General features: G+C 53.3%; 15 protein-coding genes and 1 pseudogene. 3 read left to right on the top strand and 13 right to left on the bottom strand.

Annotated elements, in window-relative coordinates; genetic code table 11:
- Positions 1-184: 184 nt before the first annotated feature.
- From BLW10_RS14325 to BLW10_RS12680, 7 genes are all read right to left on the bottom strand, one after another.
- On the bottom strand, positions 185-547 hold the full coding sequence (locus BLW10_RS14325) for a hypothetical protein (RefSeq protein WP_245709392.1): 363 nt from the start codon (positions 545-547) through the stop codon (positions 185-187).
- A 51-nt stretch (positions 548-598) separates the two neighbouring features.
- On the bottom strand, positions 599-880 hold the full coding sequence (locus BLW10_RS14330; RefSeq protein WP_245709394.1) for a phospholipase D family protein: 282 nt from the start codon (positions 878-880) through the stop codon (positions 599-601).
- A gap of 64 nt (positions 881-944) precedes the next feature.
- On the bottom strand, positions 945-1,142 hold the full coding sequence (locus BLW10_RS12660) for a zinc-finger domain-containing protein (RefSeq protein WP_091335222.1): 198 nt from the start codon (positions 1,140-1,142) through the stop codon (positions 945-947).
- Positions 1,143-1,182: 40 nt separating this feature from the next.
- Positions 1,183-2,106: a branched-chain amino acid transaminase gene (locus tag BLW10_RS12665; protein WP_091335224.1), complete on the bottom strand. Its 924-nt coding sequence runs from the start codon at positions 2,104-2,106 to the stop codon at positions 1,183-1,185.
- A gap of 91 nt (positions 2,107-2,197) precedes the next feature.
- Positions 2,198-5,050, bottom strand: a complete 2,853-nt coding sequence (gene glnE, locus BLW10_RS12670) for a bifunctional [glutamate--ammonia ligase]-adenylyl-L-tyrosine phosphorylase/[glutamate--ammonia-ligase] adenylyltransferase (RefSeq protein ID WP_091335225.1) — start codon at positions 5,048-5,050, stop codon at positions 2,198-2,200.
- A 101-nt stretch (positions 5,051-5,151) separates the two neighbouring features.
- Positions 5,152-5,775 (bottom strand): hypothetical protein, encoded by a 624-nt coding sequence (locus BLW10_RS12675; RefSeq protein WP_245709396.1) that lies wholly within the window; start codon positions 5,773-5,775, stop codon positions 5,152-5,154.
- A 71-nt stretch (positions 5,776-5,846) separates the two neighbouring features.
- Entirely contained in the window at positions 5,847-6,137 is a 291-nt protein-coding gene (locus tag BLW10_RS12680) for a 2Fe-2S iron-sulfur cluster-binding protein (RefSeq protein WP_245709397.1), read from the bottom strand.
- Positions 6,138-6,153: 16 nt separating this feature from the next.
- On the opposite strand from BLW10_RS12680, the gene BLW10_RS12685 reads away from it, so the two are divergent.
- The gene (locus BLW10_RS12685) at positions 6,154-7,032 is read left to right on the top strand and encodes an SDR family oxidoreductase (RefSeq protein WP_091335230.1); all 879 of its coding nucleotides are present in this window, start codon (positions 6,154-6,156) and stop codon (positions 7,030-7,032) included.
- Between the two features lie 26 nt (positions 7,033-7,058).
- Here BLW10_RS12685 and BLW10_RS12690 read toward each other — a convergent pair whose 3' ends face one another.
- The 5 genes from BLW10_RS12690 to BLW10_RS12710 form a co-directional block, all read right to left on the bottom strand.
- Positions 7,059-10,205 (bottom strand): type ISP restriction/modification enzyme, encoded by a 3,147-nt coding sequence (locus BLW10_RS12690; protein ID WP_091335231.1) that lies wholly within the window; start codon positions 10,203-10,205, stop codon positions 7,059-7,061.
- 33 nt (positions 10,206-10,238) lie between these two features.
- Positions 10,239-11,612, bottom strand: a complete 1,374-nt coding sequence (radA, locus tag BLW10_RS12695; RefSeq protein WP_091335233.1) for a DNA repair protein RadA — start codon at positions 11,610-11,612, stop codon at positions 10,239-10,241.
- 6 nt (positions 11,613-11,618) lie between these two features.
- Complete coding sequence (locus BLW10_RS12700; RefSeq protein WP_091335234.1) at positions 11,619-12,134, bottom strand: J domain-containing protein; 516 nt, start codon at positions 12,132-12,134, stop codon at positions 11,619-11,621.
- 466 nt (positions 12,135-12,600) lie between these two features.
- Positions 12,601-14,730: an NHLP bacteriocin export ABC transporter permease/ATPase subunit gene (locus tag BLW10_RS12705; RefSeq protein WP_091335236.1), complete on the bottom strand. Its 2,130-nt coding sequence runs from the start codon at positions 14,728-14,730 to the stop codon at positions 12,601-12,603.
- Between the two features lie 43 nt (positions 14,731-14,773).
- A protein-coding gene (locus BLW10_RS12710; RefSeq protein ID WP_245709398.1) for an IS1 family transposase occupies positions 14,774-15,483 on the bottom strand; the annotation gives its coding sequence in 2 pieces (ribosomal slippage) (positions 14,774-15,210 and positions 15,210-15,483; 711 coding nt in all).
- A 170-nt stretch (positions 15,484-15,653) separates the two neighbouring features.
- On the opposite strand from BLW10_RS12710, the gene BLW10_RS12715 reads away from it, so the two are divergent.
- Positions 15,654-16,046, top strand: coding sequence for an Mth938-like domain-containing protein (locus BLW10_RS12715; RefSeq protein WP_091335237.1), 393 nt, complete (start codon positions 15,654-15,656; stop codon positions 16,044-16,046).
- 104 nt (positions 16,047-16,150) lie between these two features.
- A complete protein-coding gene (yhbY, locus tag BLW10_RS12720) occupies positions 16,151-16,453 on the top strand; it encodes a ribosome assembly RNA-binding protein YhbY (RefSeq protein ID WP_091335238.1) in 303 nt (100 codons plus the stop codon).
- 53 nt (positions 16,454-16,506) lie between these two features.
- Here the strand turns inward: yhbY and BLW10_RS14335 are convergent.
- Positions 16,507-16,654: pseudogene (locus BLW10_RS14335) on the bottom strand (IS481 family transposase); the annotation flags it as partial.

Genomic DNA, 16,654 nt, shown 5'->3' on the forward strand with positions numbered 1-16,654 from the left:
GAGTGGACCCTCTTCTCAGCGTAGTTCAGACGGCCTTGTCGCTCCAACCAAACGTCAAGCATCCACATAGACCGTTAAAAAGTCGCACATCGGGTATACAGTATTACGCTTAATAACCTTTGTATTTGTACAAAAGGTTGCATCGTGACCGTTTTACCTGCTCTAAATTTTTGACTAATTTGGTTCAATCTGAAAAATTTTCTGGCCAAAGAAAATACGGGCCAAATTTTGGACTCATACGAAACTCGCCGCCGAACTCCTTACCTTTAGCGGTAATATAGTGCTTTCCATCGCGCAACTCTAATAATCCGAGTTCCACAAGTTTATCTGTTAATTCACCAGTTTTTACACCTAGCTTTTTGGCAAGTTTTGAAGTGGTTAGCTTATCAGATGACGTTTCCTCTGCTTCAGGCTTGCTTTCATTATCATTATGGACGCGCTCAAGCGAAATTCTTACCTCTTCACTGACGCGGATAATACGTTGCGCTTCCTCATAAGCATCTTTATAGAGTTCTCCGTCATCAGATCTACGGATTAAGACACCCATTTCGTTGTTATTGACTTGGCTAAATTCGTAGAGATTTAAACTTGAAATAATTCAAAGCTCTTCGTTTAAATAGCATTTAGCATGAAGATTTTTGCAAAAACTAGTGCGAATATAGGTCAAGCCTTTAAGCCAACTAATTTCTTCTGGTTGAAGTTCGCTTTTTCCATAAACAATTCGCACATCAATCTTTAGGCGATTTTTATCTGCTAAAAGCTCTTTGATACGATCGTTTAATTTGAGGAACGGGCTGATCAAAATAAGTCGATCTTTGGCATCCTTGATGAGTTCTTCAAGAAAATAGTTGGTCGCACTTGTATTTAGAAACTTTGCCATGTAAGCACCTCAGATAGCTGGAGCTGGTAGGGTACGCAATGCGTACCCGATGATTGCTAATCAATCACTCAACCAACCGATACCGCGCCCCGCAATACGGACAGACTGCTTCATGATGCGGTTCATCTTCAATCGGCAAATACACTCGCGGGTGTAGATTCCAAACCGGAGCCTCGGGACGCGGACAGCACAGCGGTAAATCCTGATGACTGACCTCAATCAATGGCAATGCCGGACGTGTTGCGGTCGCGGTATTCGACATCATTCCTTCCCCCGTTTTTTAAACGCGATGCTGGATGATTTTAGACCAGCGCCAGCCATTCAGGATGCAGGCTACGCCGCCCGTGAACTTGATCGAAATAGAGCGTTTGCAGCCGTTCAGTAATGGGGCCACGGGTACCGGAACCAATCGCACGGCCATCAATTTCGCGGATCGGTGTCACTTCAGCGGCAGTGCCAGTAAAGAAGGCTTCATCGGCAATATAGACTTCATCGCGTGTAATGCGTTTTTCAATCACCAACAAACCTAATTCTTCGCACAGCGTCATCACCGTGCGGCGCGTAATGCCATCGAGCGCCGAGGTTAAATCCGGCGTATAAAGCACGCCATCGCGGACAATAAAGATATTCTCGCCACTGCCTTCCATGACAAAACCCGCTGCATCAAGCAGCAGTGCTTCATCATAGCCATCGCGCAAGGCTTCTTGCAGCGCCATCATCGAATTCATGTAATTGCCATTCGCTTTGGCGCGGCACATGGTGGTATTGACATGATGACGGGTAAAGGACGACACCTTAATACGGATGCCGTTGCGCATATTGTCCTCACCCAAATACGCGCCCCATGACCAAGCGGCTACCATGCAATGTACTTGTAAATTATCGGCCCGCAATCCCATACCTTCTGCGCCATAAAAACACATCGGGCGAATATAAGCCGATTCCAAGCCGTTTTCGCGCACAACGGTGCGTTGCGCTTGATTCAATGTGTCCTGATCGAAGGGCATCGCCATGCCCAAAATATGCGCAGAATTGAATAAGCGCCGCGTGTGCTCTTCCAAGCGGAAGATGGCCGTGCCCTGGGCCGTCGGATAGGCCCGAACGCCCTCGAAGACCCCCATGCCGTAATGCAGGGTGTGGGTCAGTACGTGGGTCTTGGCCTCGCGCCAAGGCACCAGTTCGCCGTCCAGCCAAATCAGGCCGTCACGGTCTGCCATCGTCGCCATGTGTTAGCACTCCGCTCGTCTCGGGACGCTAGGCCCCGAGTGCAATCTAATGAAAAAAAGAAAGGTTGCGGACGGCACACCGCACGCGGCGTCAGTCGTCCATCAATTCCTGCCACAACGCCCGCACGCGCTCGCGTTCTGGTCGCAATTCCGCAGCGGCTACGCTCTTCGGTTGCGCACGCAAGGCACTACGATGATAGGCCGCACGCAGCGATTTATAGGCGTCGGTGAGATCCTGAGCACACTGCCCCGGCAGCAAATCGAGCCGTGCCAAGGTGTCGAGCAACCGCACGTTGTCTGTCCAGTCGGTCAGCACCGGATGTTGCGCCGCCCAGCGCAGGACAGCGTATTGAACCATAAACTCGATATCGGCAATACCGCCCGCGCCCTGCTTGAGATCGAAGCGTTCGGCGCTGCTTTGGTCGAGAGTGGTGCGCATTTTGTGGCGCATCTCGCGCACTTCGCGTTTTAAGTGTGCCGGATCGCGTTCGCAACACAGGATCGCCCGGCGAATCTCAGCAAATTGCGCCGCTAACTGCGGATCACCGGCGACCGGACGCGCCCGCACCAGCGCCTGATGCTCCCATGTCCAAGCATTGTCGGCCTGATAGTGCGCGAATGACTTGAGCGAGCGCACCAGCAGCCCCTTTGCGCCATCGGGTCGCAAGCGCATATCGACCTCATAGAGCTGACCGGACGGGGTGCGCGTGGTCATCATGTGAATCATGCGCTGTCCGAGTCGCGCATAAAACTGCTCATTGCTGATCGCTTTGGCCCCATCGGTCATGGCCGTGACGGTATCACTACCGTGTAAAAACACTAGATCGAGATCCGAGCCATAGCCCAGTTCGATGCCGCCGAGTTTGCCGTACCCGAGCACCAAAAACCCGCTATCCGCGCCGCTGCTGTCCGTCGGCTGACCATGCCGCGCCATCAAATGCGCGTGCGAGAGCGCAAACACGCGGCGCACGGCGACCTCGGCGATTTCGGTCAGATAATCGCTCACCACCATCAGCGAGATCGTCGCGGTCAGATCCGCAGCGGCAACGCGCAGTTGATTGCCCTGCGCGAACTGGTGCAGCCGTTCCATCTGCTGTTCCAGATCGTCGGCAGTAACCGGCACCAGCAGCGCGTCGAGTTCAGCTTCGAGACTCTCGCGGCGCAGCGGGGCATAGAGGCGGCGCGGGTCGAGCAGTTCATCAAGCAACAGCGGATGGCGGCCAATTTGATCGGCAAACCACGGGCTGAGGCTAGAAAGCTGGATCAAATGGGTCAGAATCAATGGATGCTCGGCGAGCATCGCCAAATAGGCACTGCGGCGAACAATGGCTTCCATCACCCGCAACACCCGCTCCAGCGCCAAATCTGGATGCGCACAGCCAGCGGCGACGCAGAGCACATGCGGCATAATCAGGCTCAGGCGCTCATGGCCGCGAGTGCTCAAACCCTTGCGCACACAGGCGTCGCGGAACTGCTGCACGCGGGTGCGCACCTGTTCCGAATCCGTAAAGCCAGCGCGGGCGAGCAAGTCCAGTTCGTGTGCGGGATCGCGGTCGCCCTGCCAGACAGCACTGAGCGGCGCATCTTCGACCTCGGTTTCGGTCGTCGGCAGCGCGAACACGGCATCAAACTGCTCTTGCACACGGCGGCGGTGTGCATCGAGATCGACCGCAAATGCCGCCCAATCAGCATAGCCCATTGCACGCGCCAACCTGAGCTGTCCCGGGCCATCATCGGGCAGCCGATGAGTTTGTTGATCGCGGTAGGCTTGGAGCCGATTTTCGACTAAACGCAGAAACACATAGGCGGCATCGAGTTGCGCCACCGCCTCGGCGGGCATCAGGTCGCGTTGCGCCAGCAGCGCCAGCACCGCCCGAATCGGGCGCACCTGTAGCGCCGGATCGCGTCCGCCGCGCACCAGTTGAAATGCCTGACCGATAAACTCGATTTCACGAATCCCGCCTGGGCCGAGCTTGATGTTGGCATCCATGCCGCGCCGATAGAGTTCTTTGGCAATCAGGCGCTTGAGTTCGCGCAACGATTCAAAGGCACCGAAATCGAGATAGCGCCGATAGACAAAGGGACGCAGCATCGTCATGAGCTGGTCAATATCGTCGGGATCACCGGCGACCGGACGCGCCTTAATCATTGCGTAGCGTTCCCATTCGCGGGCCTGCGATTGGTAATAATCCTCCATCGCCTGAAAACTCATCGCCAACGGCCCGACCTCACCAAAGGGCCGCAGTCGTGTATCGACGCGAAACACAAAACCATCAACGGTCTGATTGGCCAGCGCCTGCACTAGCCGCTGCCCGAGACGCACGAAGAATTGTTCATAGGTGAGTGCCCGCCGCCCGCCGTCGAGCGTGCCCGGCTGGGCGTAGGCGAGAATCAGGTCAATATCTGAGCTGAGATTGAGTTCACGCGCTCCGAGTTTGCCCATCGCCAACACCAGCAACTGCAACGGACGACCGCTGGTATCGTGCGGGGTGCCGAACTCGGCGCAGGCCCAGGGATAAAGCTGATCGAGCGCCCCGCGAATGCAGACATCAGCCAGCTCGGAGAGGTCTTCAAGCGTCTCGTCCAATGGGGCCAGATGAGCGAGGTCGCGCCAAATAATCCGTAGCATTTCGCGGCGACGAAAACGCCGCAGCGCCGTGTGCAGCGTCGCTTCATCGGTCACATCAGCGAGGCGAGCGGCGAGCCGCTGGGCCAGATCACCGGGCGCGTAGGTATGCGCAAGATCGCCGCTGGCCAACAGTTCGGCGAACTCAGCCGGATGACGGGCGGCGGTGATGGCGACATATTCGCTCGCCTCCCACACGCGCTGGCGCATGGTCGCAAAGGCGGGGTCAGCGGGTGGGCTAAGTCCCTGCGTCTCGGCCCAAGTCAGCCAGTCGTGCCAGTGGGAGTCGGTTAGGGCGTCAAGCGGGGGGGTGGACATGGTGGGGGGCACCGGAAGATCGTGTTATTGACAGGAAGGCTTGCAGAGAGCAATAAGCGTTGCAGTCACGCATTTTCAATTGTTGCAAACAATTCCAACCGCTATTGCTTCAACACCCCATCGCGCTGCATCTGCTCAACAATTTCTTCGACCACCTGACCAATCGTGGTTTTCTCGGAATGCGGATCGAGCGGCTGCGAACGGCCCGACCAGACTAATTGCTCGCGCTTGGCATCATAAACATTGGCTTCCAAGCGCAATGATTTTAGATCCCGATAATAATCCGGTGCGCAGACATCTTCATGCACTTTACTGTAATACCCGATTAAATGCCGATAATGATTAGGCACAGTTTCAAGTCGTGCTTCTGGTTTGATCGCGGGTTGTTCATCGGTGACTAAATGCGTAATAATCACGGCATCGGCTTTAATTTGCGCATAGCCCTCAGTCACTCGTGCCAGCCGACCTAAATTGCGATCTGCGACCAATTCATAGCCCGCCCGCACTTGCACATTTCGCGCTTGTAATTGCGCGACGAATTGATCTTCATAGGCTCGCCGCACTTTGGGGCTATTCGTAATCCCGAACACAACCAGCCGTTCATAGCCTTTGAGCGATTGATTCGGCGATGTCCAAACCGATGAAACCGGACTGCTCGCGCAGGCTGTTAATACGATGGCAGCGAGCGCAATCAGAACCGGACGAATCACAACAGGTAGTAACACACAACACTCCAGCAGCTTGCCAGTTTGAAGACATTTTTAATGCAGTGCTTATTTGCACGCCGCCGCACCGCTCATAATGTCAAAGTTGGCGGTGGGCCAATTTCAATGGCTAAATCCGAATGCGCAACCGCTTGACAGGTGAGACAGGTGCCCGCCGGTTGACCATGTAGCGCCTCGATCATGCCGCTGGGATAGTGAATCATGCCGCCTTTGAGCGTCACCGCACAGGCACCGCAATGCCCACTGCGACAGCCGTTCGGCAGTTCGACCGCTTGACGCAGTGCCGCCCGTAACACGGTTTCGCCAGATTCGGCGGTAAAGGTCGGGCCATCGGGTAGAATTTCGATTTTAAAATTCATCATCTTGGAAGTCAGGCTTATGCCAAAGAATGTGATTATCGGCTGTGGATATGTCGGCGAACGGCTTGCTCGCGTTCTACTGGAGCAGGGGCAAAGCGTGTGCGGTGTGGTGCAGAGCGCAGCGAGCTTGGCGCGACTGACGGCGGCGGGGATTCCAGCCCTGCGCTACGATCTGACGGGTTCCGCTGCCGATTCGGTGCCGCTGGCGCTGGCCGGAACGCACCTGTTCCATTTTGCGCCCCCGCCGGCCAGCGGCACTGAAGATACGCACACGCGCCAGTTGATCGCGGCCTTTGAGCACACCGGTCATCCCAGTCGCCTAGTCTACATCAGTACCACCGGCGTTTATGGTGACTGCGGCGGCGCGTGGGTTGATGAGGAGTGGCCGACAGAGCCGACATTGGCGCGGTCGCAGCGGCGGCTGGATGCTGAAACGCAGTTGCGGCGCTGGAGCCAAGCATCAGGCGGTGAGCTGGTGATATTGCGCGTGGCGGGGATCTATGGCCCGGAGCGTCTGCCGCTAGAACGGTTGCAGCGCGGGCTGCCGCTGGTGCGTTCCGAGGAAGCGCCCTATAGCAATCGCATTCATGTCGATGATCTGGTGACAATCTGTGTCGCGGCGATGGCGCACGGGCGTAACGGCGCGATCTTCAATGTCAGCGATGGCCATCCGAGTACCATGACTGCGTATTTTCTCCAGATTGCGGAGCTTGCGGGTCTGCCAGCGCCGCCGCTGATCTCGATGGCTGACGCTGCCGCGCAGCTATCCGAAGGGATGATGGGCTATATGAGCGAGTCGCGGCGGTTGTCGAATCGCCGTTTGCGCGAGGAATTGGGCGTGACGTTGCACTATCCGACCTTGCGCGAGGGGTTGGCGCAGGTGTTGAACCGAGCTTGAGTGCGGCGCCACTGATTCAGTCTAAATCAGTCCAAATCGCTCGCCGTTCGCGCCACAGTGCGCATCATTTCAACGATGTTCATGGTCTCGACGCTGACGGTGGTCACGCGCTGGAGCAGGTCGATGACGTGCGCTTTGTGGTCGGCGAAGCGGTAGGTGTTGAAGTGTTCGCGGATGGTCGGGTCTTTTGGGGTTTTTTCTTTGTATTGATCGAGAATCCAGTCGAGGGCGCTGCGGTTGCCGAGGCGATATGTCCAAGCAATGGGCGGGATGTCGCTGAGGCTGGTTTCGCTGTCGAGGTCGATGGTGCCGGTTGCGGGGTCGGCGCGGAGGCGTACCTTTGGGGACAGACCGGCGGCACGAGTGCGGGCATCTGGGGTGTCGATGCGCTTGAGTGGGTAGGGGGCGGCCTGTTCGTAGCCGAGATGGAGGTCGAGCAGGGCGCGACCCCAGTCGGCCCAGCGCCAGAAGTCGGGATAAAACGGGATGCGCGGGAAGTCACGCTTGAGGTTGAGCGCGTAGGTTTCACGATAGATGGGATCGTGGAGGACGGCGTAGCAATACTGAAAGATGTGCTCTTTTTCGATTGTGCGCACCTTCTTACTCCCTCTCCCTGTGGGAGAGGGCTGGGGTGAGGGGGCAAGGGTCTTGTAATACGTGCGGAATTTTTTTAATGACCAGTCGGTGATGTTATCTTCAAATTCACCGTCTCCTGTAAGCCGTTGAAATGGAATACAAACTGCACCAGCGGCTGCACCAACAAAATGCAAATCTACTACTTGATCGACTACAGAAACCATCCAGGGTTTTTGTGCTGTTGGATCAGTAAAAATAATGGTTTTATTTTTAGTATTGCCTGTTCCGAAAATTGACGGTAACTGATACTGCATTTCGTTTAATTTCTGGTTAAAATATAAACGTCTTTTTACGAATGGTCGATAATTAGCTTCGACTATTGCTGTTTTGTCAAATTGGTAAGCAACATTTCTACATAAATCAGCTTTAACTGCTCGCGTCCATTTTATTTCCGTGCCATATTCAACTGCTTGACCGCTAGACTGGCGCAATAATTCTGCATTATAGTTATTAATTAAATAATTAACTTTTTTGCTAACTTCTTCATCCGATTCACCATAAACCCAATCGTCCCGATTTGTTACTACGCCAAGTGAAAAAAGCTTAAAAATTGCTCGCTCTTTTGTTTGTATTTTTGCAGCTTTAGTTTCCTTGCTCGCCAGCGGAATAAACGTCTCAAAATCATTTTCAGTTAAATCTAACCAGTTATTCCGCGTATCTGGGCGCAAGTCATCATAATCCATATTTTGCAAACTGGTATTGCTTAACAAATTTAGTTTTTCCGTAGCCGACTGAGTAATTTGATTGGCTGAAATATAATGAATGCGACACGGCGACTTGTTGTTACTTCGGTGAGATTTTTTAACCCAAAATGAAATAGCAACGCCTGTACCTATACCGAAAACATTGCCACCGCTGGCGCGTAGATCATCGGCTTTTTTCCAATCGCCACCAAGATCAACAATCCAAGCCTCGTGAAATTCATCAACAACGATTTTCCGAAATCCGTCAAATGTTCGGCTATCGAGAAAACTGCGATTTGTGATAAATGCCAGAATGCCATCATCGGCTAACCGATCACTTGCCCACCGGAAAAACCGCGCATACATATCATAGAGCTTGGTTTTTTGGGCTGTGCTCGCATCAATATAAGTATCCTTAATCCGCTTATCAATCGCCGGATACACGCGATTTTTATTATTATCGTTCTCATTCGCTTGATTGGCATTGTATGGCGGATTGCCAATCACCACACTAATGCGCCGCCCATTCTGCCGCTTAATGCGTGCGACATTTTCCTCACTCACCGCCCCGAACAAATCCCCTGTCGTCCCGCTAGATGCCGTATGCAATCCCACATTATCCAGCGTATCGACAAAACATAAACTCGGAAAATCGAGATACTCCCCGGTAATACCCGCATAGGTCGCCTCAATATTCAAATTCGCCACATAATACGGCAAAATCGCCGCCTCATTCGCGTGCAACTCATGCTGATATTTATGTTTGAGCTTGTCTTTTTGACCGCGAAAATACTCCAACAACTCACAAATATAAGTCCCCGTTCCCGTCGCTGGATCCAAAATATCAACATCCTTATCAATCAACTGCCGCTTAAAATGCTGCTGACACAACCAATCCGCTCCGGCAATCATAAAGCGCACAATCTCATTTGGCGTATATACCACCCCTAACCGATCCGCCGCCTTTGGATTATAGACCCGATAAAACTGCTCATAAATCACTTTAAGAAACGTCTGTTTCTCACTATGACTCGCAATCAGCGCCGCCGCTGACCGAATCGCCGCATAATATGGCTCCAACCCCTTGAGCGTTTGCTTTTTCAATGATCCAGTAAAAAACTTCTCCTCCAAATCATACAGCGCCTGCGCCACATTATTTTTCTGGTGAAATTCACTCTCACTAAATATCTGTGCAAAAATATTTTCAGTTAAAATATGCTGAATCAACATCTCCCGCACATCGGCTGGCCCCAAATCAGGATTGATTACCGCCCGCGCCTGCGTTAAAAACGCCTCCGCTGCCACCTGAAATACCGCATTATTCACCTCCTGCGCCGCGATCATTTCACGCAATGCCGCTAACACCGCCGGTAAATCCTGTCCAAACTGCGTCACGGCTGCGCGAAAATCCGCAATTTCTGGCCGCTCAAATGCAAAAAACTGCTGAATCAATGGCTCCAGCGCCGCCGGATCGGTCATATCGCACCGCTTAACCTCCTGACCATTCTGGAATAACACCGCCGTTTGATCGTTCGTGAATAAAATATTATCGCGGGGATAGCCCTTCTCGAATTTTGTGCGAATCTCTACATCTAACTTATCTTTTTGATCTTTTGCTTCCCAATAACCCAACGGTAAACGCACTTCATGCAATAATACCCCATCTAAGCTAATCTGCTTTTTAGCGGGTGTCGTGATGCGGTATTCAGCAACAAAGGTCAAACTCAACGGCTCACCCCATTTAGTGAGCAAATCCTTAAATGCTTCACGCAATACGGTTTCATTGTGACTGCCGCTCATTTGACGCAGCACATCTAATTTCCGCAAATAGGCTTGAATCAATAACTGGCTCATCAGATTAAACCGCCGCTTTATTCACCATCACCTTCAAAACACCGCCGCCAGCGCCTCGCCCAGCGTGCGAGCAACGATAATCTCCAGCCCGTCAACGCCCTCTTTGGGCGCATTGCCTTTGGGCACAATCGCCCGCCGGATGCCGTGCTTGACCGCTTCGCGCAGTCGATCAGGGCCGTTGGGCACCGGACGCACCTCACCGGATAGCCCAATCTCACCAAAGGCCGCCAAATCGAGCGGCAACGGGCGATCGCGATAGCTCGATAGCACCGCCAGCAACACCGGCAAATCGGCGGCCGTCTCAGCAATGCGCACCCCGCCGACCACATTCACAAATACATCCTGATTAAACATCGCAATGCCACCATGCCGATGTAGCACCGCAAGCAGCATCGACAGCCGATTTTGATCCAAGCCCAACGCCACGCGGCGCGGATTGGCCAACGGACTGTCATCAACCAGCGCCTGCACCTCGACCAACAGCGGGCGCGTACCTTCGCGGGTGACCATCACCAAACTGCCGGATACCGGCTGATCGTGGCGCGAGAGAAAGATCGCCGAGGGATTTTTCACCTCGCGCAATCCTTGATCGCCCATCGCAAATACGCCCAGTTCGTTGACAGCGCCGAAGCGGTTTTTGATCGAGCGCACGATGCGAAACGGGCCGCCGTGCTCGCCCTCAAAATAGAGCACTGTATCGACCATGTGTTCGAGGACACGCGGGCCAGCCAGCGCCCCATCTTTGGTCACATGCCCGACCAAAAACACCACGGTATCGCGCTGCTTGGCAAAGCGCACCAATTGCGCCGCCGCTTCGCGTACTTGCGACACCGAGCCGGGCGCAGACTGTAGCGTTTCGGTGTAAAGCGTCTGAATCGAATCGACCACCATCACACGCGGTTGCGCGTGTTCAGCTTGCGCCAAAATCTGCTCAACACAGGTTTCCGCCAATAAGCGAATCCCGCCGCCGGCCAAACCCAAGCGCCGCGCCCGTAGCCCGATCTGTTGCGGTGATTCCTCACCACTGACATAGAGCACCGGCTGTTCGGCGGCCAGTGCTGCGCTGGCTTGCAGCAGCAGCGTCGATTTGCCGATGCCTGGATCACCGCCAATCAGCACCACCGATCCCGCGACTAAACCGCCGCCGAGTACGCGGTCGAGTTCGCCGATCCCGCTTGGCACGCGCTCGCGTTCCTCAGGGCTGACATCGGCAAGAATTTCGATGGCGTTGCGCTCGATCACGCCGGCATAGCCGATGCTCCGTTCGACTGAGCGGCGGCGCGGTTCGGCGACTTCTTGCAAGCTGTTCCACGCACCGCAGTCCTGACACTGCCCGGCCCATTTCGGATAGCGTGCGCCACAGGCGGTGCAGATATAGGCGCTTTTCGCTTTGGGAGCTGTAGCCATACTGGGTCAATCTCCTAATAGCCGACGTTTTGCCGCGTTGATGCGAGCGGCCAGATAATCCGAACCGCCGCGATCCGGGTGCAAGCGTTGCATCAGTCGGCGATGCGCGGCGCGAATGGCCTCGGCATCGGCGTGTGCATCAAGGCCGAGAATGGCGCGGGCTTCGTGCTCAGTTAAAACACCGGAATCGGCGCGTGGCGGCGGTTCATGTTCATGCGCTGAACCACTGGCCGCACCGCTTCCCGCCCCCAAACCGAGTGAGCGTAGCAACTGTTGCAGTTCGGGCATCAGGCGCAGGAATTGAATCAAGCGCAGCAGTGCTGGAATCGCAGCGCTGAGCGCCGCCACCAGCGGATTGAGATGCCCCGTCAACACCGCCACTCCAAGCAACCCGATCACCCCCCAGAGTGCCGCTTGACGCAGATGACGCATGAGTTGGGCGCGTGGCAAGGCACGCAGACGACGGACAAACCAGAGTACGGCGATGAGCAGGGCAATGACTAGGATAAGACGCACGAGCATTTGATGTGGGCCTCGTTCTTGAATAGCAATCAGCTTTGAATCATCCGGTGCTACCGATCAACACCTGATTTCAGGATGCGACTATTCAAGAATAACGCTGATTGATCAAATGCTCGTGCGGAAAATTAGCCGACGGGTGTAGTGAGCAGATGCTGGAGAAGCAGATTTTAGAATTGAGTGCGCCCATCAGGGCGGGACGCTCAAGGGGATCTCAGCTATAGCAAGCTGCGCACGACGCAGAATAGCATCGCACGGGACGCGACAAATGTTCCGTCCCGTGGGATTATATTCCGAAAAGGAGCTATCCTTTGTTCCAAGCCCGCGAGGCGCTGCGCACACTCAGTGATGAGCTGAGGACGACCAAGCGGCGACTGCCGACGACACTATCACCGACCTAAGGGAACATCTAATCATGAATCTGAACCTACATCGCAACGCCCGCACCACGCCCGCGATTCGTCAGGAGCTAAATGACAATACGGGTCATGTTCAATTTCGCTAGACTGCGATTAACGACATCTTGCGTGCGATTATCCAATGCTGAAGTGGCTTCATCCAGAATCAGAATACGCGGTTTATGTACTAAAGCACGTGCAATCATCAATCGCTGGCGCTGACCACCGGACAGCGAGCCAGCGCCATCAGCTAATACCGTGTGCATCCCCATCGGCATTTGTTTAATATCATCAGCGAAACCGGCCATTTCAGCCGCCGCCCACGCATCATGAATGGTTAGAGGTAAGCTGCCAACAATATTTTCAAATAGCGATCCCGCCATAATGCGCCCGTTCTGCAACACGACACCAATTTGACGGCGCACTGCTTGCATATCGAGTCCGGTAATATCGCGCCCATCAATATAAATACCGCCCGATTCAGGTTGCTCGAAACCAAGCAATAAACGCACAAGAGTTGATTTCCCTGAACCAGAGGCACCAACAAATGCGACATAGCTGCCACTAGCGATGCGTGCTGAAACGTGATTCACTGCTGGTGGGATTTGCGGATCATAACGAAACAATACCGAAGAAAATTCAATTCGACCGTCAAGCGCACCCGGATCAGCTCTGAGTTCTGAACGTTCTGGTAAGGTGTCGAGAATAGGCCGCACACGTTCATACAGTGGAACAATCATAATCAAGGTTGTGAGCGTTCCGAGCAACCCGATCATAGCAGTACTAAATTGACCAAAGGCTGGCAGAAAACCAAGAAGCTGCTCCATACCAAATCCGCTGTGCGTTAAAGTCAGCGGGGTATTGCTGGCATCTGGTTCTGTATTTAATACAAAACTAATGACGGCAAAAAAAGTCAGTGATGCGATCAATGGGAATAGTGTATTAATTACCTGTTGTATCGCGCTGAGACGACGGGCGCGATAGGTGAGTTCTTTTGTGATACTAAATTCATCAATCCAGCGTGCAAACGCCCGCGACCCACTCGCTGAAATACGTAGTTTTGATAAGCCGGACAGAAGCTGAAACACTAACCCTTCAATCTTACCACCGCGCCCAATCATTTCGCGTTGTAGGGGCAATTGCATCAAGGTAATTAAAAATGATAGCCCTAATACGATAGCCACAATTGCCAGTGCGACCAGTGCCAGCGTCCCGCTATACCAGAATAGCAGGATCAGACTAAAAACCGAGAACACGACATTCAGCGCCGCCTGCACCACAGTTGAACTGAGAATCTCACGAATTGCATTAATTCCATTGGCGCGGTCGGCTAGATCGCCGGCACTGTATTCACGAAAAAAACTCACTGGCAAACTGAGCAGCCGATCCCAGACAGCACTTTGAATGCGGGCATCCATACGCGTTTGTAGCCGCAGCATGGCAAAGCTGCGTGTCACAGTGAAAGCCGCCGAGCCAAGTGCCGCCAACATTAAACCCGCGATGAGCATTAAATGCATGGAAAGATCAGCACGCGGGATAACGTTGGAAAGAATTTGACTGCTGGCGATTGGAGTAACCAATGCCAGCAAGCCGGTCAACAAACCCATCATCAATACGGTGATGGGATCAAGGCGCAGACCAGCCATACCAAAAGACAGCACCTCACGTATCGTCAGTGAATGAGCCGGAAAGGGGCGATAGAGTGCTTGCGCTTCGCCGCTGAGTTGTTCAGCCAACGCATTGGTTAGCGGGCGTTCGCTTTGCGTGCTTGGATCAAGCAAACGATAACGCTGTGGGCCATCGGGAAGCAGTGCAACGGGTCGCAAGTCTTCGGCCAAATAACCCAATAGGGGGCCATTGTCGCGTCGATGCCAGTCATCACGTAACAGCACGCGCCGCGTGCGGATATGTGAACGGCGAGCAATATCATCGAGCGGATAGGCTAAGGCATTTTGGCGTTCTGCTGGGGCAGTCAACACGATGTCAGAGGCAGCCGCGACCAAACGCATGGCCTCATATAATGGGTCTAACGTAGTCGTATTAGCGACGGTCAATCCTTGATGCTGTCGCGCTGGCATCAAAATTCCGGCAATACGCCGCAGTGCAGTACTAAAAGTCAGCCGATCACTGGCTGCGCGTCGCTCTAGATGGGTAGCATCTCGTGCTTGAATATCGGCTAAACGTTTGGCCATTGCCTCCATGGGTGGTGCCCTAATTTATAGGAAAATAGATTTATCAGGCATTTTAATTCAGCCGAAGTGAAGCATTGTAATGATGAACAAAATACCAAATTGCGCCAATGTGATTTTCAAGTTTTTTAGAGAATGACACTGTTTTTCTAACTAATCGCGAAACACGTTGCCGTAGCGTACAATTAAATCGTTCAATATGGTTTGTTTGACCGCTTTCTTTTCCAACAGCTTGGTGTCTGTTTTTAGGAAACACTTTTTCATAAGCTGACCAAAAATCTGTATAACTGAAAGCACTTTGACGATATGCGAGCGGTAGAGAATCCCATAAAGCTTGAGCAGATTTCGTACTGCGATCGCCGATGTAAACGCCAACAATTTCTCGTGTATCTCGATCCATCGCCAACCAAACCCACTGTTTATTATCAAGTTTTCTTACAAACGACCACAACTCGTCACACTCAATCGTTAGTCGCCCAGCAGACTTTTTTTTACTAGAATTTCACGCGGTGTCTGAGCATATTTTGCATTAACATAGTTTTGCAACCAAGCTTCTGATACGCCGACAACACGCGCAATTCCTGCTAATGAGATACGCTCTAATAACAATCGATCAATCAGCATCTTTTTGTCATCAGAAATCCGTTCTTTAGCTGGATTTAAAACAAAATGACGACGACAGTCCTTGCATCGATAAAGTTGCTTCCCAAGCGCATTGAAACCATTTTTGACTAGTTGTGTAGAGTAGCAGTTTGGACAATGCATTGAGACAAACCTCTTGAGCGTCAGATTTGATACAGTCTATCGCAATCAATAAATCCTATCGATTAGGGCACTACCAGAGAGGCAATACATTAGGGCAGAGCCTCACGGCCCCGTCGGTGGAAAGCCGACCCTATTTCACTCACGTAACCGAAACGGAGGACGCGAGATTGATGAAATTCTCAGAAGCCGATCACAGCAGCGGTTATCGCATCGACAGCTATGGCGCGGGCTGGATTGGTCTCGCGGGGCGTTGTTATACCGAGAGCCTCATTCTGACCCCGACGACCATCATCACGCCCTGGGAACCAGTCTCACTCGCCGCGCTGCGCCCACAGCATCTGACGCCACTCGTCGATCTCGCGCCGCATGTTGTTTTGATCGGCAGCGGCGAGGCACCCGCGTTGCTCGATGTGGCGCTTTATGCACCGCTACTTGCGGCGGGGATTGGGGTTGAGGTGATGACTACGGCGGCAGCGTGCCGCACGTACAATATTCTGATGGCTGAGGGGCGCACGGTCGCCGCTGGACTGATTGTGCATCCCTCGGCCCCGCACTCAATATAGACCAACCAAAGATCCATGTCGTGACTGCCGCCGGATGAAAATTTAGCGTAGGATTCTGCGCTTCACGATTGATTCCACTCGTCACAGTCCTGAAAGATCGCGCTATGCCCATCACCGAAAAACAGAAACGCTGGCTCAAATCCCAAGTCCACCATCTCAAGCCGGTGGTCTTGGTCGGTCAGTACGGCCTCACCGACGCGGTACTGGCTGAAATTGAGATCGCGCTTGCGCATCATGAATTGCTCAAAGTGCGCGTCAACGCTGGCGACCGTGACGAACGCGATGCTGCTATTGGTCTAATCTGCGAGCGTACTGGCGCAGATCTCATCAGCCGCGTCGGTCATGTCGCGGCGCTATATCGACCGAACCCTAAAAAGCGCGAGCCGATTGTATTGCCGAGGGTTTAGCCCTCAGCTTCCAGCTATCAGCCGCCAGCTTTCTCTTGTCTCGAAGCACTAGCTTAGTTGTCAAGTCCCGCGAGATTATAGACACGCTTTTTGAAGCGTTCGGGGTATTGTTGTTGCCAGTCCTTGAGTGCTTGAATCGGCGCGATGTGTCCGAGCGCCTTCTGCGGGATCTGATGATTGTATAACCGCACGTAGCCGTTG

The organism is Allochromatium warmingii (genome assembly GCF_900107145.1).
GTDB classification, from domain to species: domain Bacteria; phylum Pseudomonadota; class Gammaproteobacteria; order Chromatiales; family Chromatiaceae; genus Thermochromatium; species Thermochromatium warmingii.